Origin of the sequence: Pseudarthrobacter sp. NCCP-2145, assembly GCF_023708005.1 — a bacterium.
GTDB classification, from domain to species: Bacteria; Actinomycetota; Actinomycetes; order Actinomycetales; family Micrococcaceae; genus Arthrobacter; species Arthrobacter oxydans.
This window is the reverse complement of sequence record NZ_BRCG01000017.1, coordinates 39,548-60,843: the sequence shown is the minus strand read 5'-3', so window position 1 is coordinate 60,843 and position 21,296 is coordinate 39,548. Positions and strand designations below refer to the sequence as shown.

The 21,296-nt window shown below is 68.1% G+C and carries 22 protein-coding genes and 1 pseudogene; 20 read left to right on the top strand and 3 right to left on the bottom strand.

Annotated features, from left to right (window positions below; translation table 11 throughout):
- Positions 1 to 15: 15 nt before the first annotated feature.
- From pcaG to NFU08_RS14970, 8 genes are all read left to right on the top strand, one after another.
- Positions 16 to 579 carry a protocatechuate 3,4-dioxygenase subunit alpha gene (pcaG, locus tag NFU08_RS15005; RefSeq protein ID WP_251424444.1) on the top strand — a complete coding sequence of 188 codons (564 nt, stop codon included), beginning with the start codon at positions 16 to 18 and terminating at the stop codon, positions 577 to 579.
- Positions 576 to 2,066: a lyase family protein gene (locus tag NFU08_RS15000; protein ID WP_251424442.1), complete on the top strand. Its 1,491-nt coding sequence runs from the start codon at positions 576 to 578 to the stop codon at positions 2,064 to 2,066. Before pcaG ends, NFU08_RS15000 begins: the two co-directional genes overlap by 4 nt.
- Positions 2,059 to 2,877 (top strand): alpha/beta fold hydrolase, encoded by an 819-nt coding sequence (locus NFU08_RS14995; RefSeq protein ID WP_251424440.1) that lies wholly within the window; start codon positions 2,059 to 2,061, stop codon positions 2,875 to 2,877. Before NFU08_RS15000 ends, NFU08_RS14995 begins: the two co-directional genes overlap by 8 nt.
- Complete coding sequence (gene pcaC, locus NFU08_RS14990; RefSeq protein ID WP_174177757.1) at positions 2,874 to 3,323, top strand: 4-carboxymuconolactone decarboxylase; 450 nt, start codon at positions 2,874 to 2,876, stop codon at positions 3,321 to 3,323. Before NFU08_RS14995 ends, pcaC begins: the two co-directional genes overlap by 4 nt.
- A gap of 87 nt (positions 3,324 to 3,410) precedes the next feature.
- Positions 3,411 to 4,625 (top strand): thiolase family protein, encoded by a 1,215-nt coding sequence (locus NFU08_RS14985; protein ID WP_251424438.1) that lies wholly within the window; start codon positions 3,411 to 3,413, stop codon positions 4,623 to 4,625.
- 3 nt (positions 4,626 to 4,628) lie between these two features.
- Complete coding sequence (locus NFU08_RS14980; protein ID WP_251424437.1) at positions 4,629 to 5,330, top strand: 3-oxoacid CoA-transferase subunit A; 702 nt, start codon at positions 4,629 to 4,631, stop codon at positions 5,328 to 5,330.
- 1 nt (position 5,331) lies between these two features.
- Positions 5,332 to 6,009, top strand: a complete 678-nt coding sequence (locus NFU08_RS14975; RefSeq protein ID WP_251424434.1) for a 3-oxoacid CoA-transferase subunit B — start codon at positions 5,332 to 5,334, stop codon at positions 6,007 to 6,009.
- Between the two features lie 22 nt (positions 6,010 to 6,031).
- The gene (locus NFU08_RS14970; RefSeq protein WP_251424432.1) at positions 6,032 to 6,835 is read left to right on the top strand and encodes an IclR family transcriptional regulator C-terminal domain-containing protein; all 804 of its coding nucleotides are present in this window, start codon (positions 6,032 to 6,034) and stop codon (positions 6,833 to 6,835) included.
- 30 nt (positions 6,836 to 6,865) lie between these two features.
- Here the strand turns inward: NFU08_RS14970 and NFU08_RS14965 are convergent, their stop codons facing one another.
- Positions 6,866 to 7,738, bottom strand: a complete 873-nt coding sequence (locus NFU08_RS14965; RefSeq protein WP_251424430.1) for a shikimate dehydrogenase — start codon at positions 7,736 to 7,738, stop codon at positions 6,866 to 6,868.
- A 226-nt stretch (positions 7,739 to 7,964) separates the two neighbouring features.
- On the opposite strand from NFU08_RS14965, the gene NFU08_RS14960 reads away from it, so the two are divergent.
- From NFU08_RS14960 to NFU08_RS14920, 9 genes are all read left to right on the top strand, one after another.
- A complete protein-coding gene (locus NFU08_RS14960) occupies positions 7,965 to 8,936 on the top strand; it encodes a tripartite tricarboxylate transporter substrate binding protein (protein WP_174177745.1) in 972 nt (323 codons plus the stop codon).
- Positions 8,937 to 9,007: 71 nt separating this feature from the next.
- Entirely contained in the window at positions 9,008 to 9,562 is a 555-nt protein-coding gene (locus NFU08_RS14955) for a tripartite tricarboxylate transporter TctB family protein (protein ID WP_174177743.1), read from the top strand.
- Positions 9,559 to 11,091: a tripartite tricarboxylate transporter permease gene (locus NFU08_RS14950; RefSeq protein WP_217432406.1), complete on the top strand. Its 1,533-nt coding sequence runs from the start codon at positions 9,559 to 9,561 to the stop codon at positions 11,089 to 11,091. Before NFU08_RS14955 ends, NFU08_RS14950 begins: the two co-directional genes overlap by 4 nt.
- A gap of 72 nt (positions 11,092 to 11,163) precedes the next feature.
- Positions 11,164 to 11,991, top strand: coding sequence for an IclR family transcriptional regulator C-terminal domain-containing protein (locus NFU08_RS14945; RefSeq protein WP_251424428.1), 828 nt, complete (start codon positions 11,164 to 11,166; stop codon positions 11,989 to 11,991).
- Between the two features lie 101 nt (positions 11,992 to 12,092).
- Positions 12,093 to 12,416 (top strand): MmcQ/YjbR family DNA-binding protein, encoded by a 324-nt coding sequence (locus tag NFU08_RS14940; protein WP_251424495.1) that lies wholly within the window; start codon positions 12,093 to 12,095, stop codon positions 12,414 to 12,416.
- Positions 12,417 to 12,591: 175 nt separating this feature from the next.
- Entirely contained in the window at positions 12,592 to 13,761 is a 1,170-nt protein-coding gene (locus NFU08_RS14935) for a Re/Si-specific NAD(P)(+) transhydrogenase subunit alpha (protein WP_174177737.1), read from the top strand.
- Positions 13,761 to 14,081, top strand: coding sequence for an NAD(P) transhydrogenase subunit alpha (locus NFU08_RS14930; protein WP_251424426.1), 321 nt, complete (start codon positions 13,761 to 13,763; stop codon positions 14,079 to 14,081). Before NFU08_RS14935 ends, NFU08_RS14930 begins: the two co-directional genes overlap by 1 nt.
- On the top strand, positions 14,078 to 15,451 hold the full coding sequence (locus tag NFU08_RS14925) for an NAD(P)(+) transhydrogenase (Re/Si-specific) subunit beta (RefSeq protein ID WP_251424424.1): 1,374 nt from the start codon (positions 14,078 to 14,080) through the stop codon (positions 15,449 to 15,451). The genes NFU08_RS14930 and NFU08_RS14925 overlap by 4 nt, the downstream gene beginning before the upstream one ends.
- Positions 15,452 to 15,555: 104 nt before the next feature.
- Positions 15,556 to 16,476, top strand: a complete 921-nt coding sequence (locus NFU08_RS14920; protein WP_251424493.1) for a diacylglycerol kinase family protein — start codon at positions 15,556 to 15,558, stop codon at positions 16,474 to 16,476.
- Between the two features lie 6 nt (positions 16,477 to 16,482).
- On the opposite strand, the pseudogene NFU08_RS14915 reads toward NFU08_RS14920, so the two are convergent.
- Positions 16,483 to 17,325 (bottom strand): annotated as a pseudogene (locus NFU08_RS14915) (ACT domain-containing protein).
- A 161-nt stretch (positions 17,326 to 17,486) separates the two neighbouring features.
- Between NFU08_RS14915 and NFU08_RS14910 the strand changes: the two are divergent.
- The 3 genes from NFU08_RS14910 to NFU08_RS14900 all read left to right on the top strand — a co-directional run bounded on the left by NFU08_RS14910 (position 17,487) and on the right by NFU08_RS14900 (position 20,691).
- Positions 17,487 to 18,566 (top strand): FUSC family protein, encoded by a 1,080-nt coding sequence (locus NFU08_RS14910; RefSeq protein WP_251424421.1) that lies wholly within the window; start codon positions 17,487 to 17,489, stop codon positions 18,564 to 18,566.
- Positions 18,567 to 18,627: 61 nt separating this feature from the next.
- Positions 18,628 to 19,371 (top strand): IclR family transcriptional regulator, encoded by a 744-nt coding sequence (locus NFU08_RS14905; protein ID WP_251424420.1) that lies wholly within the window; start codon positions 18,628 to 18,630, stop codon positions 19,369 to 19,371.
- A gap of 132 nt (positions 19,372 to 19,503) precedes the next feature.
- A complete protein-coding gene (locus NFU08_RS14900) occupies positions 19,504 to 20,691 on the top strand; it encodes a 4-hydroxybenzoate 3-monooxygenase (protein WP_251424418.1) in 1,188 nt (395 codons plus the stop codon).
- Positions 20,692 to 20,727: 36 nt separating this feature from the next.
- Here the strand turns inward: NFU08_RS14900 and NFU08_RS14895 are convergent, their stop codons facing one another.
- On the bottom strand, positions 20,728 to 21,267 hold the full coding sequence (locus NFU08_RS14895; RefSeq protein ID WP_174177721.1) for a TetR/AcrR family transcriptional regulator: 540 nt from the start codon (positions 21,265 to 21,267) through the stop codon (positions 20,728 to 20,730).
- Positions 21,268 to 21,296: the final 29 nt, after the last annotated feature.

Here is a 21,296-nt window from a genome sequence, read left to right as displayed (position 1 = left end):
CAGAGGACCAGCCAGATGAACAACCAGACCAAACTCGTCCCCACTCCCGGCCAGACCGTGGGCCCGTTCTACGGCTACGCGCTTCCGTTCGACAAGGACGACGAACTCCTGGCCCCCGGCTCACCGGGCTCCATCCGCCTGCAAGGCACGGTGTATGACGGCGCCGGCCACACCATCCCGGACGCCATCCTGGAAATCTGGCAGCCCGACGCCGAGGGCAACGTCGTCCAGAAGACCGGCTCCCTGGTCCGCGACGGCTACACCTTCACCGGCTGGGGCCGCGGCGCCGTGGGGAACTCGGGAGTCTTCACTTTCACCACCGTGAACCCGGGCCCGACGTCGCCGGGTTCGGCGCCCTTCATCTCCGTGGCCATCTTCGCCCGCGGACTCACCAACCGGCTCTTCACCCGCATCTACCTCCCGGAGGACACCGAGGCCCTGGCCAACGACCCCCTGCTGAGCTCCCTGGACCCCGAGCGCCGCAAGACGCTGATCGCCCGCCGCGACGCCGACGGCGGCCTCACCTGGGACGTCCGCCTTCAGGGCGAGGGCGAGACAGTCTTCCTGGACTTCCAGTGACCGGGTCCGCCGGCCTGGGAGATGCGGGCGCCTTCGGGGAGGAGGGCGACGCCGGCCTGCTCAGTCCCGTCTCGGCGTCACCCCTGGTGGGTGCGCTGACGGGCGACCGGGCCGTGCTGGCGGCGATCCTCGCCGTCGAGTCCGGCTGGGCCGCCGTGCTCGAGAAGGCGGGCCTGGCGCCCGCCGGTTCCGCCGCCGTCGTCTCCGCCGCGGCCGAGCCTGGCAGGTACAGCGTGGCAGGCATAGCCCGACGCGCCCAGGGCGGGGGCAACCCGGTGATCCCGCTGCTGGCGGACCTTCGGAAAAACGTCCAGGCGCTGGACGGCACCGGCATCGGCGCCGGAAGGGCAGTGCACACGTCCCTGACCAGCCAGGACGTGCTGGACACGGCCTTGATGCTGCTGGCCCGCAACACCGTTGAAGCGCTGCTCGGCGACCTGAAGCGCACCTCGGCGGCACTTGCCAGTTTGGCCGAAGAGCATGCGGACACGCTGTGCGTGGGCAGGAGCCTCACCCAGCATTCGCTCCCCTTCACGTTCGGGCTCCGGGCTGCGCAATGGTTCCATGGCGTCGCCGCCGCGGGACGCCAGCTGGAGGGCCTGGCCTGTCCGGTCCAGTTCGGCGGCGCTGCGGGAACCCTGGCCGCCGGAACCGTCCTGGCCTCCGGCTCATCAAGCACCCCCTTCAGCCTGGCGGATGCCCTGGCGGCACAGCTGGGCCTCGCCGCCGCCCCGGCGCCCTGGCACACCAACCGGCTGGTGGTGACGTCGCTGGGCAACGCCCTCGCCGCCGTGCTGGACGCGTTCGGCAAGATCGCCGCCGATGTGCTGTTCCTGAGCAGGCCCGAGGTGGGCGAGCTGGCCGAACCGCGCGCCGCCGGCCGCGGAGTCTCCTCTGCCATGCCGCAGAAACAGAATCCCGTACTGTCTGTCCTGGTCCGCAGCGCGGCGCTGCAGGCACCCCAGCTCGTGGCCCAGCTGCACCTGGCGGCAGCCAACTTCAACGATGAGCGCCCGGACGCCGCGTGGCACACCGAGTGGCCGGCGCTCCGGCAGCTCCTGGCCCTGGCACTCGGGGCGGCCGGACACATCCGAGAACTCGCCGGCGGCCTTCAGGCCTTCCCGGACGAGATGCGCCGCAACCTGGACCTCGCCGGTCCGCTGCTCCTGGCCGAGGGGGTGGGCGCGGCGGTAGCGCCCCTGCTGGGGGCAAAGGACGGCCTCACCGGGAAGGAACAGCTGCAGGCCGTGGTGGACCAGACCCTGCAGGCACCCTCCGGGGAGCAGGCTGCCACCTACCGCAAGCTGCTCCGCGACGCCGTGCCGGCCGGGGTGCTCACCGACCTCCGGCTCGAGGAACTCCTCAACCCCGCCAGCTACCTGGGCGAGGCGGCAAATATTTCCCGCCGTATCCTGGCCGCTTTCCCGGAATACGCGGCGCCCCCCGAACCATCCCTTACCGACGCGAACGGAGACCCCCGTGGCTAAACCTGCCCTGAAAGCAGCCCTGCTCTCGCCCCAGCGCCCGCTGGGTGACCATCCGCTGCTGGTGGTGGGACCCTCCCTGGGCACCTCCACCATCCTGTGGAACCGCACCGCCTCGGTGCTCGGCAACGATGTCGACGTCGTGGCCTGGGACCTGCCCGGCCACGGGATCTCACCGGCAGCCACCGGGACCTTCGATGTTGCCGCCCTGGCTGATGCCGTGGTTGACCTTGTGGACTCCATCGCCCCCGGAGAGGCCTTCCACTACGCGGGCGTCTCCTTGGGCGGCGCCACCGGCCTGCAGCTGGGCATCAAGCACGGGGAACGCCTCAAGAGCCTGTCCGTCCAGTGCAGCGGCGCCAAGCTGGGAACGCCCGAAGGGTGGCTGGAACGGGCTGAGACGGTCCGCAGCCAGGGCACCCCGGTGATGATCCAGGGCTCGGCGGAACGCTGGTTCGCCCCCGGTTTCATGGAGCGCGAACCGGAGCTCAGCAGCTTGCTCCTGCATGCCCTGCGCGATGCCGACCGGTTCAGCTACGCCTTCTGCTGCGAGGCACTGGCCGCGTTCGATGTCCGGGAGGACCTCGGCAGCATCCGGGTGCCCACCCAGGTCATCGCAGGGGCGCTGGACGGGGTGGCGCCGCCGTCGTTCGCTGAAGAAGTGGCGGCCGGCATCACGGCCGGCGGCGGGACGGCCACCGCTGTCACCCTGGAGGGCGTGGCCCACCTTGCCCCGGCAGAAGCTCCCGCCCACGTGGCCGAGCTGATGCGCAGCCTCATCACCTGGACCGAATCGCGGGGGGTAGCCAAGTGAACGGCACCGGCGCGAAGAACCCCGAACGCAACGGCGCCGTCCAGCCCGGCGCCACCAGCCAGGACATTTACGACGGCGGCATGAAGGTGCGGCGCGAAGTGCTGGGCGACGCGCACGTGGACCGGGCCAACGCCGCCAAAGACGAATTCACGGACGACTTCCAGGACATGATCACGCGGATCGCGTGGGGCGGGATCTGGACCCGGCCCGGCCTCACCCGGCAGATGCGCTCCGCCGTCACCATTACCGCCATGGTGGCGCACGGGCACTGGGAGGAGCTGGCCATGCACATCCGGGCTGCCCTCACCAACGGACTCAGCAGGGACGAGATCAAGGAAATCCTGCTGCAGACCGCCATCTACTGCGGAGTGCCCTCCGCGAATACGGCTTTCAAGACCGCCCAGCAGGTGTTCAAGGACATGGACGCGGACACCCCACCCAACTAGGTAGCAGCAGATGTCGCTCTGGGCCCCCAAAACGACATCAACTGCTACCTGGTTGGGCAGACCAGTCAAGAATGTAGAGGAACAGTGATGAACCAGGCTTTTGTGTACGACGCCGTGCGCACCCCGTTCGGCAAATTCGGGTCCGGCCTTGCCGCCGTCCGCCCGGATGACCTTGCCGCGCATGTGATTAAGGAATCGGTGAAGCGGGCCCCCGGGCTGGACCCGGAGCGGATTGATGAGGTGGTGTTCGGCAACGCGAACGGTGCCGGTGAGGAGAACCGGAACATCGCCCGGATGGGCACGTTGCTGGCCGGCCTGCCGGTGTCGATCCCGGGCACCACGGTCAACCGGCTGTGCGGGTCTTCTCTGGACGCGGCGATCATCGCGTCCCGGCAGATCAACGCCGGTGACGCCGAGCTGGTGCTGGTGGGCGGGGCGGAATCGATGTCCCGGGCCCCGTGGGTGCTGCCCAAGACGGAGAAGCCCTACCCGGCCGGGGACATGACCCTGGCCTCCACCACGCTGGGCTGGCGCCTGGTGAACAAGGCCATGCCCACGGAATGGACCATCTCCCTGGGCGAGGCCACCGAGCGGCTCCGCGAGAAGTACGGCGTGACCCGCGAAGCGCAGGATGAGTTCGCCGCGGACTCGCACAACCTCTCTGCCGCGGCGTGGGACGAGGGGTTCTACGACAACCTCGTGGCCCCGGTACCGGGCACGGACCTGGTCCGGGATGAGGGCATCCGTGCCGGTTCCTCGGCGGAGAAGCTCGCCGGGTTGAAGACCGTGTTCCGGACCGAGGACGGCACGGTCACCGCCGGGAATGCTTCGCCGTTGTCCGACGGCGCCTCCGCGGCCTGGGTGGGCAGCGAGGCTGCCGCCGGGCTGCTGGGCCTGGACCCGCTGGCCCGGATCGCCGGGCGCGGCGCGCACGCGAACGATCCCCAGTTCTTCGGGTATGCCCCCGTGGAGGCGGCGAACAAGGCCCTCGCGAAGGCGGGCATCGGCTGGGACCAGGTGGGCGCCGTCGAACTTAACGAGGCGTTCGCCGCGCAGTCCCTGGCGTGCATCAACGCCTGGGGCATCGACCACTCCATTGTGAACCGGCACGGCGGCGCGATCGCCATGGGCCACCCGCTGGGGGCTTCCGGAACCCGCATTCTGGGCACCCTGGCCCGGTCCCTGCAGGCCTCCGGCGAACGCTGGGGTGTCGCGGCGATCTGCATCGGCGTGGGCCAGGGCCTCGCCGTCGTCCTCGAAAACGTCACCGCCTCCGCAGGCACCAGCACAGGAAAGGCCTAGGCAATGCTGAACTTCGTAGAGTCGGTCCAGGAGGCCGTCTCCGGAATCAAGGACGGTTCCACCGTGATGATCGGCGGGTTCGGCAACGCCGGGCAGCCGTTCGAGCTGATCGACGCGCTGCTGGACTGCGGCGCCACGGACCTGACGGTGGTGAACAACAACGCCGGCCAGGGTGACCAGGGCCTGGCCCTGCTGATCAAGGAAGGCCGGGTGAAGAAGATGATCTGTTCCTTCCCGCGCCAGTCAGACTCCTGGCACTTTGACGCCAAGTACAAGGCCGGGGAAATCGAGCTGGAACTGGTGCCGCAGGGCAACCTGGCCGAGCGGATCCGGGCCGCCGGGGCCGGGATCGGCGGGTTCTTCACCCCCACCGGATACGGCACCATGCTCGCCGAAGGCAAGGAAACCCGGATCATTGACGGCCGCGGCCAGGTGTTCGAGACCCCCATCCACGCCGACGTCGCACTCATCAAGGCGCTCAAGTCGGACGGGAAGGGCAACCTGGTGTACCGCAAGACCGCCCGGAACTTCGGGCCGATCATGGCCGCGGCGGCCAGGCACTCCATAGTCCAGGTCTCTGAGATCGTCCCTGTCGGGGCTCTGGATCCGGAGAACGTGGTGACTCCCGGAATTTACGTCAATACTGTGGTCCGCGTTCCCGCGGCAGCCGGCAGCACCACTGGCACTGAAGAGAAGGTGGCCTGAGATGGGCGTCATGGAATCGAGCATCAAGACCTCCGAGACCCCGCTGAGCCGGGACGACCTCGCCCGCCTGGTGGCCAGGGACATCGCCCCCGGCTCGTTCGTGAACCTCGGCATCGGCCAGCCCACCCTGGTGTCCAACTACCTCACCGAGGACCAGGACATCACGCTCCACACGGAGAACGGGATGCTGGGCATGGGCCCGGAGGCCAGGGGCGAGGAGATTGACGAGGACCTCATCAACGCGGGCAAGATCCCCGTCACCGAGCTCCCCGGCGCCTCCTACTTCCACCATGCCGACTCCTTCGCGATGATGCGCGGCGGGCACCTGGACATCTGCGTGCTCGGCGCGTTCCAGGTATCAGTCACCGGCGACCTGGCGAACTGGCACACCGGTGCACCCGGCGCGATTCCCGCCGTCGGAGGCGCCATGGACCTGGCCACCGGCGCCAAGGACGTGTTCGTGATGATGACCCTGCTCACCCGCGAAGGCGCGTCCAAGATCGTGGAGTCCTGCACCTACCCGCTCACCGGCGTCGGCTGCGTCACCCGCGTGTACACGGACAAAGCCGTCTTCCTCACCGGGCCCGGCGGCATCACCGTCCGCGAAACGTTCGGCTGCACTTTGGAGGAACTCCAGGAACTGGTGCCGGTTCCGCTCAAGGCGGCCGCCGCGGCCTGAGGCGGCCCTAGGATTGGTAACCATGACCGACGCAGCATCAGCGGGTGCCCCGCAGGCCAGTGACCAGTACGTCCAGTCCCTGGCCCGCGGGCTCGCCGTCATCCGTGCATTCGATACGGACCACCCGATGATGACCCTGACGGAGGTGGCAGCCCGCACCGGTCTGACGCGCGCCACTGCCCGGCGGTTCCTGCACACCCTGGTGGAGCTGGGCTACGTGCGGACGGACGGCAAAACCTTCGCGCTGACGGCCAAGGTGCTCCAGCTGGGCTACGCGTACCTGTCCGGGCTGTCGCTGCCGCAGATGGCGCAGCCGCACCTTGAGGAACTGTCCCTGAAGCTGGGGGAGTCCACCTCTGCGGCGGTGCTCGACGGGACGGACATCGCCTACATCGCCCGGGTGACCACCCGCCGGATCATGAACGTGGGCATTACCGTGGGCACCCGCTTCCCGGCGTACGCAACGTCAATGGGCCGCGTGCTGCTCGCCGGGCTGCCTCCGGCGGACCTGAAGGCCTACCTGGCCACGGCCGAGATCAAGCCGCTGACCCCGCGCGCCCTGGGCACCGCCAAGGACCTTCTGCCAGTCCTTGAGACGGTCCGGGCGCAGGGCTGGTGCCTGCTGGACCAGGAGCTGGAGCTGGGCCTGATGTCCGTGGCGGCCCCTGTGTACGACAGGTCCCGGGTAGTGGCAGCCGTCAACGTGTCCCTGCAGGCCCAGTCCGTGGCCGCCAAGCCGGACCCTGACGCCTTCCTGGCCTCGGTGGCACAGGAGATCATTGCGACGGCGAAACTCATCTCCGCCGATCTCAGCGCCCGGGGTTAGCCGCCCCAAGGGGGTGGACGCCGCCCGCGCCTAGCTCCCCTGCCGGAGCAAGGACAGGAAATGCTGCCTCATGCGTGCGCGGTCCGGTTCCACGCCCGTGATGAGGCGGAAGGCGTCCACCGCCTGGCCCACGGCCATGTGGCCGCCGTCCAGCACACGGCACCCTTTGGCGCCGGCGGCCTTGACCAGTTCGGTTTCGATCGGACGGTAGACGATATCGGCCACCCAGTGCCGGGACTGGAGCAGGTCCCCGTCCAGGGGCATGCCCGGGTGGGCGTGCATGCCCACGGGAGTGGCATGCACCAGGCCGTCAGCCTCGGACATCAGATCCCCTATCTCGCCGATCGGCCGCCACTCGATGTTCCTGTCCGGAAAGATCCGCGCGAGGGCCTCGGCCCGCTCCCGGGACCGGGCGGGATCCAGGTCCAGGACGCACAGGTGCTGCGCTCCTGCCGCCAGGAGCGCATAGGCCGTAGCGGCCCCGGCGCCGCCCGCGCCCAGCTGCACAACATGTCCAAGGGATGCTCCGGGGAGGCCTTCCTCGAGGGCGGAGCCAAATCCGGAGTAATCGGTGTTGTGGCCGATGAACTTGCCATCACGGATAAGGACGGTGTTGACCGCTTCCAGCCGCGCCGCATCGTCCGAAAGAACATCAAGGTACCTAAGGACAACCTGTTTGGCTGGAACGGTGATGTTAAAAGCATTGAAGCCCAGGTCGCGTCCGGCCGAGAGCAGGGTGCCCGCGTCGTCCGCCGGACGTGCCAGGACGGTCAGGTCGACGGTCCGGTAGATGTACCGCAGCCCGTGATGGTCGGCTTCCCGCTCGTGGAGGGCGGGGGTCAGGGAGTGCGTGGTTCCTTCGCCGATCAACCCCACCAGGTACGACTCCGCCGGAGTACTCATTCTGTCCACCTTCCGGCCCCGCCAGTGCGAAGCGTCCTTGGGTCGGATTGCCGGTCACAATTTCGGCCGCGGCCTTGTTCCGGGCCTCGATGTGAACTAGATTACAACTACTGTACGTTTTATGCACACATGTTCGTAATGCGCACAAAGTCCCAGGCGAGGCGCACTGTCGGAGAAGACAGCCGGCAGCCTTGTCGGAGTACGGGTATCAAAGGAGAAAACCGTAGTGAAAACCCTTCTAAAATCACTCGCAGTGGGCACGGCGGGGTTGCTTGCGCTGACCGGCTGCGCCTCGGGCAGCAACAGCAGTTCGGAAGCCGACTTCCCTGCACAGGACATCCGGCTGACCGTTCCGTGGGCCGCAGGCGGCTCGGGGGACCTGACGGCCCGTACCATCGCACCGCTGCTGGAAAAAGAGCTGGGCGTCGAAGTCATCGTCGAAAACAAGCCGGGAGCCAACGGATCGGTGGCCTACAACTGGCTGAAGGACCAAAAGCCGGATGGATACAACCTCTCGATGATGGGCGTAGAGGTGGCCACCCTGCAGTTCCAGGATTACGACATCGACCCGTCCAACTACGCGCCGATTGGCCAGGGCCTGGCCGGACCCGGTGCCATCGCTGTCCCGGTGGACAGCCCCTACAAGTCGCTCAAGGACCTCGTCGCGGACGCCAAAGCCAACCCCGGCAAGGTCACCTACTCCAGCCCGGGCGTCGGCTCGGTCTGGGATTCCCCCGCCCAGGGCCTCCAGGAACTGGCCGGAATCGAACTCACATCTGTCCCGTTTGACGGCTCAGCCCCGGCAGTTGCTGCTGCGGCGGCCGGTGACGTCGATTTCTCGATCGATGCGATCGGCACGCAGAAGAACCAGGTGGACGCAGGCAAGCTCCGTTACCTGGCCATGCTGACCGAGGAACGGGATCCAAAGAACCCGGATGTCCCCACCGCCAAGGAAGAAGGAATCGACCTGCAGAACGCTTCATGGGTGGGAATCATGGCTCCGGCAGGTACACCCGAGGAAGTGGTCAGCAAGCTCTCCACCGCCATGGGCAAGGCTGTTGAGGACCCGGAATACAAGAAGGTCATCGAAGGGTCCAACCTCGTGCCTACCTTCAAGGACGCGGAGGAGATGAAGGCTTTCCTTGACGAGGAAGCCGACCGTTACGGACCGTGGATCAAGCTCGCGCAGGGCAAGTAGCGCAGGGCACACACTTCGAGGCAGACGGGCCGGCCGGCCTTCCGCTGGCCGGCCCCTACTGAGGAACCGCAATGAACGATCACACAGCAACAGGGCCGCCGGCAGGCCTCAACCCAACAGACCCTGAGCAGGACCACGCCGAAGCCCATATCCACCCGGCGTCCGAGGTGCTGGTCACGGACCGCGCGCACCGGCTCAGGGAACTGGTTCCGGCCGCCGTCACCATAGGCCTCGGCGTTCTCATCCTGGTGCTCGCCCAGGGCATCCGTTCGGGGGTCCGGGTGGAACTCGGGCCTCCCTTCTGGCCCACCATGCTCGCATGGAGCCTTATCGTCCTCGGCGTCCTGCAGGTGGTGGTCAACGTGCTGCGCGGGGTCAGCCGGGCAAACCTCCCTGATCCGCTCAGCGGCTGGGGCATCGGCCGGATGCTGCTGACGGCCGTGATCCTGGTGGGCTACCTCCTGCTATGGAACGTCCTCCAGTTCTGGTTGATTACGTTCGCAACGAGCGTCGCGCTGACGGCCCTCTACGGCGGCCGGGGCTGGAGGCCGCTGCTCGTGTTCCCGGCCATCGTTACGGCCGTCCTCCATTTCCTTTTTGTCGTCGCATTGCGGGTGAACCTATGATCCAGATCGCTGCCTCGCCCGTCACGGACGGCATCATGACCGTCCTCCAGGTGGATACCCTTCTCTACATAGGCCTGGGCATCCTGGTGGGCATGCTCGTGGGTGCCTTCCCGGGTGTGACTGCCACCATGGCCGTGGCTCTGGCCAGCGGTTTCACTCTGACGCTGGAACCCATCCAGGGCCTCGCCGTGCTGCTGACCATCTACGTGGCCGCCCAGTTCGGGGACCGGGTGCCGGCCATCCTCATCAACACCCCGGGCACCCCTGCCTCCATTTCCACAACCTTTGACGGCTATCCGCTTGCCCTGAAGGGACAGGCGGGCCTGGCCCTGACGACGTCCGCCTTCGGCTCGGCCTTCGGCATGCTTTTTGGCATCCTCATCCTGGCGGTCGCCGCGGTGCCCCTTTCGGAATTCGCCCGCCAGTTCGGGCCGCCGGAAATGTTCGCGCTGGTGGTTTTTGGCCTGACCATGATGGTGGGTGTCTCCTCGGGACGGATCCTCAAGGGCCTTGCCGCCGGAGCCTTCGGTCTCCTGCTGGCCACCGTGGGCCGTGATCCCATCACCGGTGACGCCCGCTTCACCCTCAATGTCCTGGAACTGAACGGCGGCGTGCCCTTCATCCCGGTCATCATCGGGTTCTTCGGCGTGGCGGAAGTCCTCAACCAGATTCTCACCAGGCGCAGGCACCTGCACCAGGTCAAGCCCGTCACCCAGCTGGGCCAGTGGATGCCGGGACGGAAACTGATGCAGCGGCTGCTCAAGCCAATGGGAATCGGTGCGGTGACCGGATCCGTCGTCGGCCTTGTCCCGGCCGTGGGCGGCGACATCGCAGGCATCATCGCGTGGGACAACGCCAGGAAAGTCTCCAAGCACCCGGAGGAGTTCGGCAAGGGCTCCCTTGAGGGCCTGACTGCCGGCGATACCTCCAGCACGGCAACCCTGGGCGGCAGCGTGACCACCACCATGGCGCTCGGCGTCCCCGGTGATTCCGTCATGGCCGTCATGATCGGATCCATGATGATCTGGGGCATCCAGCCGGGGCCCAGCCTCTTCAGCAGCCGGCCGGACCTTGTCTCCTCGCTGGTCACGATCATGCTGATCGCCACCATCCTGACCCTCGGGCTGAGCCTCCTGCGCATGCGCGGCATGGTCAAACTGCTGGAACTGCCCAGCCACTACCTGTGGGTCATCATCCTGATTTTCTGCATGGTGGGGACGTACTCCATCAACAACAGCGTCTTCGATGTGTTCATGATGATGATCTTCGGGGCCGTGGGGCTGTTCATGCTGCGGTTCGGTTTCCCTGCAGGACCTGCTGTTCTGGGCCTGATCCTCGGCCCCCTGGCCGAGGCAAACCTGCGCCGCGCGCTCATCACCGACGGGTGGGCATCCGTCTTCACCAGTCCCATTGCGCTGGTGCTCCTTGCCATCTCTGCCGCCGCACTGGTGGTCCCTCCCCTCCGCGCGCAGCTGAAGCGGCGCAAGGCAGTGGGCGCCGGAGCGGACCAGGCGAAGGTTTCGAGCTAGCTACGCTCAGGGACACCGGGCCCACCGAGGCGGGCCCGGTGTCCTATATTTTTTCGGAAGGGCAGGAAGTCCATGGAAGAAGAACATCCGGCGTACTTTGTGAAGTCGGTCGGGAAGGCCTTTGACGTCCTCAGGGCGTTCACTTCGGAAACCCCCCGCCTGACCGTCTCCCAAATCGCGGCGGCGACGGACATAACGCGTGCCTCTGCCCGGCGGTTCCTGCTGACGCTGGCGGACCTGGGGTACCTGCGGACGGATGGACAGACTTTTGAACTGACCGCCCGTTCCCTGGAGCTGGGTTCGTCCTTCCTCTCCATCCTGTCCCTTCCCCGGGTGGCCGAGCCGCACCTCAAACTGCTGGCGTCCGAGCTCGGCGAGACGGCGTCCCTTTGCGTGCTTGATGGGGCGGACGTCGCGTATGTCGCCTGTGTCCCCTCCCCACGGCTCCTCAACGTATCCATCAGCGTGGGCACCAGGTTTCCGGCGTGGGCGACGTCCATGGGCCGGGTGCTCCTCGCCGCACTGCCGGCCGGCAGGCTGGAGGCGTACTACGAATCGGTCCACCTGCAGCGGTTTACCGAGCACTCCGTCGGCAGCCTCGAGGCCCTCAAGGACGAGGTCAGCCTTGCCCGGAGCCAGGGGTGGTCCATGGTGTCCCAGGAACTGGAGAACGGCCTCCGCGGCGTTGCCGTTCCCATCTGGTGCGGAGACGAGGCTGTCGGCGCTGTCAACGTCTCATTGCAGACACACCGCGCCGCCCAGGACGTGATCGAACAGACAGTTGTCCCGCTCCTGCAGGAAACAGCACGTGAGATAGGGCTGGACTACCAGGGCCGGCCGGCAAAACGCCTCGGCGGCGTGGATATGCTTCGGCCCGCGATGGCGGACACGCCAGGCTGACGCGGCCCGGGCGGCACGCACGCCCGCGGCGCCACGCACGCCCGCGGCGCCGGCGAACCGGCAGCCCTTGCCCCGGAGCGGCAGCAGTGCCACTGTGGCTTATGGCCACCGAAGCCGACGTCCGCAGGATTGCCCTGGCGATGACGGGCGTCACGGAGCGGCCCAGCTGGGGCCAGCCCGCATGGTTCGCCAGGACCCTGATGGCCCGCATCTGGGAACCCGGAGTCCTCACCGTCAAGACTGGCGAACGCGAGGCCCTGGCGGGAACGGAGCCGGAAACATACTTCTGGACCCCGCATCACGAGCGTTCCCCCCAGTTGGTGCTGGTGCGGCTGGACGGGATCGGCGGGGAGCTGCTGGCGGAACTGCTGCAGGATTCCTACCGGCTGGCGGGCGGGGAACAGAGCAGGCGCAAGCGGCCGTAAGGTAACTGTTTGCCACCCAAGCAGGCCGCACTACTCCCGCGGCACCGGTGCGGGCCATAGACTCAAGCCAACTACGTGCAGCAGCGCCGCTCCGCGAAGCCGGCTGGTCCAGGTCAACCAGGAACGGCCCGGCAGGGCGGCGCTCGCGCATCCATGCAGCGAGGGGAGTCAGCGGGTGAAACTGGGCATACCGCGGGAACGCCGGGAGGGTGAACGGCGGGTGGCCGCCACGCCGGAAACGGTCAAGCAGCTGGCGGCGCTCGGCGTCGAGATACTCCTCGAGGAAGACGCAGGCGCGGCGGCCGGGTACCCGGACCTCGCGTACAGCCAGGCGGGTGCACGCATTGTCTCCGAGCTCGATCCCGCCCAGCTGGACGTCCTTGCCCACGTCCGGCCCCTCGACCCGGACACAGCCCGGTCCCTGAAAAGGGGAGCCGCCACCGTGGGGCTCGCATCGCCGTCGTCCGAACTGCCAACCGTCCAGGCGCTCGCCGACGCCGGCGTCACATCCTTCGCCCTGGAACTCGTGCCCCGCATCTCCCGGGCCCAGTCCATGGACGCCCTCAGCTCCCAGGCCCTTGTGGCCGGGTACCGCTGCGTCCTTGAGGCGGCGATCCGGCTGCCCCGGTTCTTTCCGCTGTACATGACCGCCGCCGGCACCGTCCCGCCCGCCCGGGTGCTGGTGCTGGGGGCCGGGGTGGCGGGCCTGCAGGCCATCGGCACCGCAAAGCGCCTCGGCGCGCGGGTCTTCGCCAACGACATCCGCCCCGCCTCCGCGGACGAGGTAGCCTCCATGGGCGGCACCTTCATCCGGCTGGACCTCGAAACGGCGGAGGCCGCCGGCGGGTACGCCCGCCAGCTCAGTTCCGACGCCGGCACCCGGCAGCGCCAGCTGCTGGCACCGCATGTGGCGCAGGCCGACGTGCTGATTACGACGGCGGCCGTCCCCGGCAGGCGGGCACCGCTCCTGGTCACACGGGAGATGGTGCAGGGCATGCGGGCAGGGTCGGTGGTTGTGGACCTCGCGGCCGAGTCGGGCGGCAACGTGGAAGGCGTCGTGGCGGGCCAGGACGTTCCCATACCCACCGCTGACGGCTCCGGCAACGTCTTGCTGGTCGGCCTGAAGGACGCACCCTCCGCCATGGCGTCGGATGCTTCGCGCCTGTACGCGAAGAATGTCGCCAACCTGCTGGTGCTGATGGTCAGGGACGGTGCGCTCGCTCCCGATTTCAGTGACGAGGTCATCGCCGGGGCCTGCCTCACCCACGACGGCACGGTGCGGCACCAGCCGACGGCGGACCTGCTGGCCGAGCGGGCCGGCTCCCGGCGGGAAGGGGCGCTCTGATGGACGGTATGAGCCTGCTGACCATTACGGTCCTGGCCGTCTTTGTCGGCTTCGAGGTGGTGTCCAAGGTCTCCAGCACCCTGCACACCCCGCTGATGTCCGGCGCCAATGCCATCCACGGCATCATCCTGGTGGGCGCCATCATCGTCGCCGGCCAGGCTGCAGACCCCTGGGTGCTCGCGGTGGCGCTCCTCGCCGTCGTCCTTGCCACGGCCAACCTGGTGGGCGGCTTTGTGGTGACCGACCGGATGCTGCACATGTTCCATGCGCGCAAAGAGGCCGGCACCAGTCAGGCCGCCCGGAAGGCGGACGGCAAATGAGCCTCCTGGATCCTGTGTGGACGTCGCTGCTGTACCTGGTCGCCGCCGTCTTCTTCATTCTGGCGCTGCGCGGGCTCAGCTCCCCGCGGACCGCCCGCCGCGGAAACCTGATCGGCGCCGCAGGGGCGCTGATCGCCGTCGTCACCGTGTTCCTGTCCTCCCGGCTGGAGAACATCCCGTGCATCCTGGCGGCCATTGCCGTGGGGTCGGCCGTGGCCGCCCCGGTGGCCCGGCGGGTCAAGATGACGCAGATGCCGCAGCTGGTGGCCCTCTTCAACGGCGTGGGCGGCGGCGCAGCAGCACTGGTGGCGCTCCTGGAACTCAGCCATGCCGGCGATCCCTGGGTGCGCCTGGCCATCGTTTTCACCCTCCTGGTGGGTGCCGTGTCCTTCGCCGGTTCGGGGGTTACGTTCGCGAAGCTCCAGGAACTGATGACCACCCGGCCGGTGGTGTTTCCCGGACTGCCGGCGGTGATGGCCGCGGTGCTGCTCGCCGCCGTGGCGGCGGCCGCCGTCGTCGTTTTTACCGGCTCCCTTCCGCTCGCGTCGCTGCTGCTGGTGCTGGGACTGGCCGCCGGCATCCTGCTGGTGCTGCCGGTGGGCGGTGCCGACGTCCCCATCGTCATCTCGCTGCTGAACGCCTTCACCGGCCTTGCCGTGGCAGCCTCCGGCCTGGTGCTGGGCAACGTGCTGCTGGTGGTGGCCGGCACCCTGGTGGGCGCCTCGGGCACCATCCTCACCCGGGCCATGGCGGCGGCTATGGGCCGCAGCGTGGCGGGCATCCTGTTCGGAGCGTTCAGGGGAGGTTCGACGGCGGGATCCACCGCCGTGAGCGAGCGTCCCGTCCGTTCCTCCAGCGCGGAGGACGTTGCGGTCCTGCTCGGCTACGCGCAGCGCGTCATCATTGTTCCCGGCTATGGACTGGCCGTGGCCCAGGGCCAGCACACCGCGGCCGAGCTCGCGCTGGCCCTGGAAAGCCGCGGCATTGAGGTGGACTTTGCCATCCATCCCGTTGCGGGCCGGATGCCCGGGCACATGAACGTGCTGCTGGCCGAGGCCAACGTGCCGTACGAGTCGCTCAAGGAAATGGGGGAGATCAACCCGGAGTTCAAGACGGCCGATGTGGCGCTGGTGGTGGGCGCGAACGACGTCGTGAACCCGGCCGCCAAGACGTCCGCGGGCTCACCCATTTACGGCATGCCCATCCTGGAAGTGGCGGAGGCCCGGCAGGTGGTGTTCCTCAAGCGTTCCATGCGTCCCGGGTTCGCCGGGATCGAGAATGACCTGCTGTACGAGCCGCAGACGTCGCTGCTTTTCGGCGACGCCAAGGACTCGCTGGCCCAGGTGCTCGGGGCCGTCAAAGCACTGTAGCCGCGTACCCAGTGCGGGGCTGCTGCCGGCCTGCGCCGAACCCCGGGCGGGGCAGGCTAGTCTTCTCTCAGACGTAGCCTTTTCACTTGCCACCAGAGGACACCATGACTGCCAACAGCTCCACCTCACCCCAGCGCGCCGCAATCATCGTCAATCCGGCCAAGCCGGTGGATATCGATGTGCGCGGCCTGGTGGCAAAGCACTGCGTGGAGAACGGCTGGGGCGAGCCGCTCTGGTTCGAAACCACCAAGGAGGATCCCGGCGTCGGCCAGGCCAAGGAAGCGCTCGCGCAGGGGGCGGACATCGTGATCGCCGCCGGCGGCGATGGCACCGTCCGGTGCGTGGCCGAGGTGCTGTCCGGTGGGGATGTGCCCATGGGGCTGCTCCCGCTGGGTACCGGCAACCTCCTGGCCCGCAACCTCGGCATGGACGTCACTGATTACGACGGCGCCATGGCCGGGGCCCTGATCGGCACCGAGCGGAAGATCGACGTGGTCCGTGCCCGCCGCAGCGACCCGGACATGGAGCAGCTGTTCCTGGTGATGGCCGGGGTGGGCTACGACGCCACCATCATGGCCGACACCAACGAGGAACTGAAGGACAAGGTGGGCTGGCTGGCGTACGTGGACGCCGGTATCCGGAACCTGCCCGGCAAACCGGTCAAAGCCACCATTGTGATCGACGGGAAGCCGGCTGTCCGCCGCGGCGTCCGCAGCGTCATGGTGGGCAACTGCGGCAAGGTCCAGGGCGGCCTGGAGATCTTCCCCGAGGCAAAGGTGGACGACGGCCTGCTGGACGTTGCCGTGCTGGCGCCCCACCACGGCAAGCTGGGCTGGCTCTCGGTGGTTGCCGGGATGATCGGCAAGGGCCGGGGGAAGGACACAGCCGTGGAGTACTTCCAGGGCAAAACAGTGGAGATCACCCTGGAAAACAAGGACGACTACCAGCTGGACGGCGACCACGAAGGCCAGAGCAAGCACGTGGTCATGACCATGGACCCGGCCGCCCTGACCCTCCGGATGTAGGGCTTCCTACCTGCTTGGCCGGGACGGAGCAGGCCGGTGCGCCAGGATCTCGGCGAGCTCCGCGAGGCGGTGGGCCCGGGCTGATTCAGCGGGAGTGAACGGTTCCCCCGGCCGCACAAAAGTGATGGGGCCGTGCCAGGCCGTCGGGATCTTAAGCCGGGTGCCGGCGTCGTGCCTTTCCAGCAGCGCCTCGGCAGGGGAAAGGATCCGTGCCCGCAGGAGCTCAGCCACGGCCAGCGGAAGCTCGTCCGGCGCATCAGCGATCCGCGCCGCCAGGCTCAGCGCCTTTGTCTGCCCGTCCGCCATTGCCAGCGCGGTGGTTGGCCACACGTGGGAGTGTGTACCGCCGGCCAGGTGCAGCGCCTCCAGCAGCTGGTATTCATCCACGTCGCCGGGCGTGGACAGCACAAACTCGTCCAGCACGCCGCCGGCCACCGGATGGACGTGGATGCTCAGGATATTGGTGTCCAGCCGGGCCAGGGCCTTGGTGACTTTCTGCAGCGCCCCCGGTTCATCCTACAGGACGGTGCGTGCCCGCCACAACGCCGGCGCCCCGGTAAGCCGGCGCCGGTGCCGCAGCGCCGGTGCGTGCAGCCATCCGCGAAGCACCCGCGCCGCGGAGGGCTCAGCCACCCAGATGACCAGGACAGTGGCGGTAACGGTCAGCACAAGGACCTTGGCCAGGTAGGGAAGCGGGGTGTCCACCACCAGGGCGTGGACCAGGAGCTCGATCGGCAGCATCACGGCCACGTTGGCCAGGGTCAGCCGGGTCCTTGTTGGTTCGGGCATCAGGCCGCAGACTTCGCAGCTCAGTTCAGACGCGGGGGTCTTGCTTGCACCGGGCTTCATGGTCCAAGGATCGCGTGGTGCTGTTTCGGCGGTGTTGCCCGGCCGTTCCGATCGTGCGAAGCATGGCGGGCGTAGGATTTTTGATGGAACGTCAGCGCGGCCGCCCGTCTCACCAAAAACAGATCCCAGACGCCCGGCACCGCAGGAAGGCCCCGCTCCACGTGAAGATGCTCGCCGAGATGTTCAGCATTGCCCCCGCCAACAAGGACCACCACCCGGCCCTCAGATGCGCGGTGGGTGTCTTCGTGCCGCTCTTCACGCTTGTGCTGCTGGGCCGGCTGGACCTTGCCATCTTCGCGTCGTTCGGGGCTTTCACCGGCATCTACGGCCGCGGCGAACCCCACGGCATCCGTTTCGCGCTGCAGCTGCGGGCCGGTTTGCTGATGCTGCTGGTCATTCTCCTCGCAGCGCTCGCTGCCCGGGCCGGCGGAGCCTGGGGGCTGGAACCCGCCGGGACCACGTGGCTCCTGGTCCTGGCCACCACGCTGGTGGCAGGCGGCTGTTCGGTGGCAATCGCGTGGTTCCGCCTCCGCCCGGCCGGGTCCCTCTTCCATATCTTCGCGTTCGCGGCCATTGCCTCCATCCCCAACCAGCCGCCGCTTTGGGAGGGCATGCTGGTGGCCGCCCTCACCACCGCCTTCTGCCTGCTGATCGGGTTCTCCTCCCGGATGCTGCCCAGCCGCCGGACAGCATGGTCCCGGCCGCGCCCCATCCGCCGCACGCCCGATGAGAAGCGCGCTGCCCTGCTTGAGGGCCTGGGCTACCTGGTGGCTGCCGGGCTGGCCGGTGCGCTGGCCACCTGGGCCGGCAGCCGCCTTGGGTTCGGCCACAACTACTGGGCCATGGTGGCCGCCGTCGTTCCGCTGGTGGGCCACACGACCCGCCACCGGGTCCGCCGCGGGGTGCAAAGGATCATCGGCACCGTGCTGGGGCTTGTGGTGATGGCGGGCATCCTGCTGCTGGGCCTGCAGCCGTGGCAGACCGTCCTGGTCATGGCGCTGTGCCAGTTCGGCGCCGAGATGTTCATCATCCGGCAGTACCTGCTGGCCCAGATCTTCGTCACGCCCCTGGCGCTGGTGTCCACCCTCCTCGTGGTCCCCGCATCGCCAACCATCCTGCTCCGGGACCGCATCATTGAAACGGTGATCGGCGCCGCCGTCGGCATCGCCGTGGTCCTGGCCCCGGGCGGGTGGCGCCGCCTCCGTGGACGCACGACGGCGGCACCGGCCAACGTGCCATAGCCACCTCACCTGCCACGAAGGTAGGCTGGAATCGTCCCATTCAACGGAAGCGGTGCGTGCGGTGGCGAATTCTGCCTCGGGTGATTCGGTGGTGGACCGCATTGTCCGCCTGCTTTCCGCCTTCCCGGAGGATGTCAGCGCCCTGCAGCTGTCCGAACTGGCCGAACGCTCGGGCCTGCCGCTCACCACTGCCCACCGGCTGGTCCGCCAGCTCGCGGCCCACGGCCTCCTGGACGCCGGCCCCGGCGGCCTGGTGCGCCCCGGCCTGCGGCTCTGGGAACTGGTCAACCGCACTGCACCCACCCTTGCCCTGCGGCAGGCGGCCATGCCGTTCATGGAGGACATCCAGCAGGTCCTCAACCAGAATGTGAACCTGGCCGTGCTGGACGGCTGGGATGCGCTTTTTGTTGAACGGTTGTCCCGCCGCGGGTCCGTGGCCAACCGGGCCAGGGTGGCCGGCCGGATGCCCGTCCATACCTCGTCCGCGGGACTGGCGCTGATGGCCCACCAGGACAGGCTGCTGCAAAGCCAGTACCTGGACCAGTTCGCGGACCCGGACGGGAAGGTCGCCACCGATGCTGTCCGGGTGTTGCTCAGCGAAACGTTCCACCAGGGCTTTGCCCAGCTGAAGGGCGTGGTGGACCCGGACACGTGGGGGATTGCCGTCCCCGTGCTGGACCCCCGCCAGCGCGCGGTGGCGTCGCTCGGCGTCGTGGTCCCTTTGCGCGAGATGCGCCTGCAGGCACTGGTGCCCGCACTGCAGACAGCAGCCAGGGGTATTGCGCGCAGGCTGAACGACGCGTAGCCCGCCGCCCAGCGTCCGGTTCCTTCCGTTGAACGGAATTCATGTAACGCCGCTCACCTGCCGGAGCGCACACTGTTGGCAGAAGCACCACACGGCCGCGCACCAGCGGCCCCGCAACGAAGCGAGAACACCATGCCCCGCACCATCATCACCACCCAGGTGGCCATCATGGGCGCAGGCCCTGCCGGCCTGATGCTGTCCCACTTGCTGGCCAAGGCCGGCATCGAGTCCACCGTCATTGAAGTCCGCAGCCACAAGGACATCTCGGAGACCGTCCGGGCGGGCATCCTGGAGCACGGCACCGTCAACATGCTCGTGGACAGCGGCGTCTCGGACCGGGTGCTGCGCGACGGCGACCGGCACGACGGCATCGAACTGCGGTTCAACGGCGAGAGCCACCGCGTGGACTTCAAGGACCTGGTGGGGGAGTCCGTCTGGCTCTACCCGCAGACCGACGTGTTCCTGGACCTCGCCGCCCGCAGGAAGGCCGACGGCGGCGACGTCCGCTACGGCGTCACGGACACCACCGTGCATGACCTGGAAGGGAAGCCAAAGGCCTGGTTCACGGACGCCGAAGGGGTGGAGTTTGAGATCCAGGCCGACTTCCTGGTGGGTGCCGACGGGTCCCGCAGCCACTGCCGCTTCCAGATACCCGAGGCCAGCCGCAAGTGGTACTTCCACGAGTACCCGTTTGCCTGGTTCGGCATCCTGGCCGAGGCTCCGCGCAGCGCTGACGAGTTGATCTACGCCAACTCCGCCAACGGTTTTGCCCTGATCAGCCAGCGGACCGAGACCGTCCAGCGCATGTACTTCCAGTGCGATCCCAAGGAGAACGTGGCGGAGTGGGATGACGACCGGATCTGGGCGGAGTTCCGCAGCAGGGTCAACGGCAACGGTTTTGAGCTCAAGGAGGGCCCGGTCATCGACAAGATGGTCCTGCCCTTCCGCAGCTTCGTTCATACGCCCATGCGCCACGGCAACCTGTTCCTCGCCGGCGACGCCGCCCACACGGTCCCGCCCACTGGCGCCAAAGGCCTCAACCTCGCCATCCACGACGTCAAGATGCTCTTCGAGGGTCTGGATACCCATTACAACTCTGGCTCTGACCACCTGCTGGACTCCTTCAGCGACCGCGCCCTGGAGCGGGTGTGGAAGGCGCAGCAGTTCTCCTACTGGATGACCACCATGCTGCACACCCCCGCCGATGCGGACGACTTCTCCCGGGCACGCCAGCTCGGCGAGCTCAACTCCGTGGTGTCGTCCAGGCACGGCATGGCCTACCTGGCGGAGGCCTACACCGGCTGGCCCGGCCACGCCTGACACGCTCCGGGGAAAGGGGCGACGGCGGGAGGCGCCTTAGGGGGCGAGCAGCCGGCGGACTGCGGCTGCGATGGACGCGGCATCAGGCCGCTCGTCCCGCCTGACCGTGAGCAGGTGGAGCAGGACGCCGTCGCCGTAATCCGCCAGGTCCCGTGCCCGGGCGGCTGCATCGGGCACCCCCAGCGCGGTGAGGGCCGGGACCAGGCCGCCCACCAGCCGGAAATGCCCGGCAGTCACCGCTTCCGGCCGGTCCAGCGAAAGGGCCAGCCGGGCGCGGGTCAGGCCCGCGTGCTCGCCGGCCAGCGCCAGCAGCATGGAAGCCAGTTGGCCCGCAAGTTCCTCGAGGTTCCGCGGCGGGCCAGCCGCTCCCTGGTCCCGGAGCAGCTGGGTGTCCAGATGCTCCAGGCGGTCCAGCACCGCTTCCACCAGGGCGGTTCGGTTGCGGAAATAGTTGGAGGTGGTCCCTTCCGCCACCTGCGCGGCGGCGTCCACGGCCCGGTGGGTAAGGCCCTTCATTCCTTTGTCAGCCACGACGGCCAGGGCGGCATCAAGGAGATGGGTCCGGCGGTCAGGCATGCGCCCAGTGTAATTGACCCCTTCCGGAT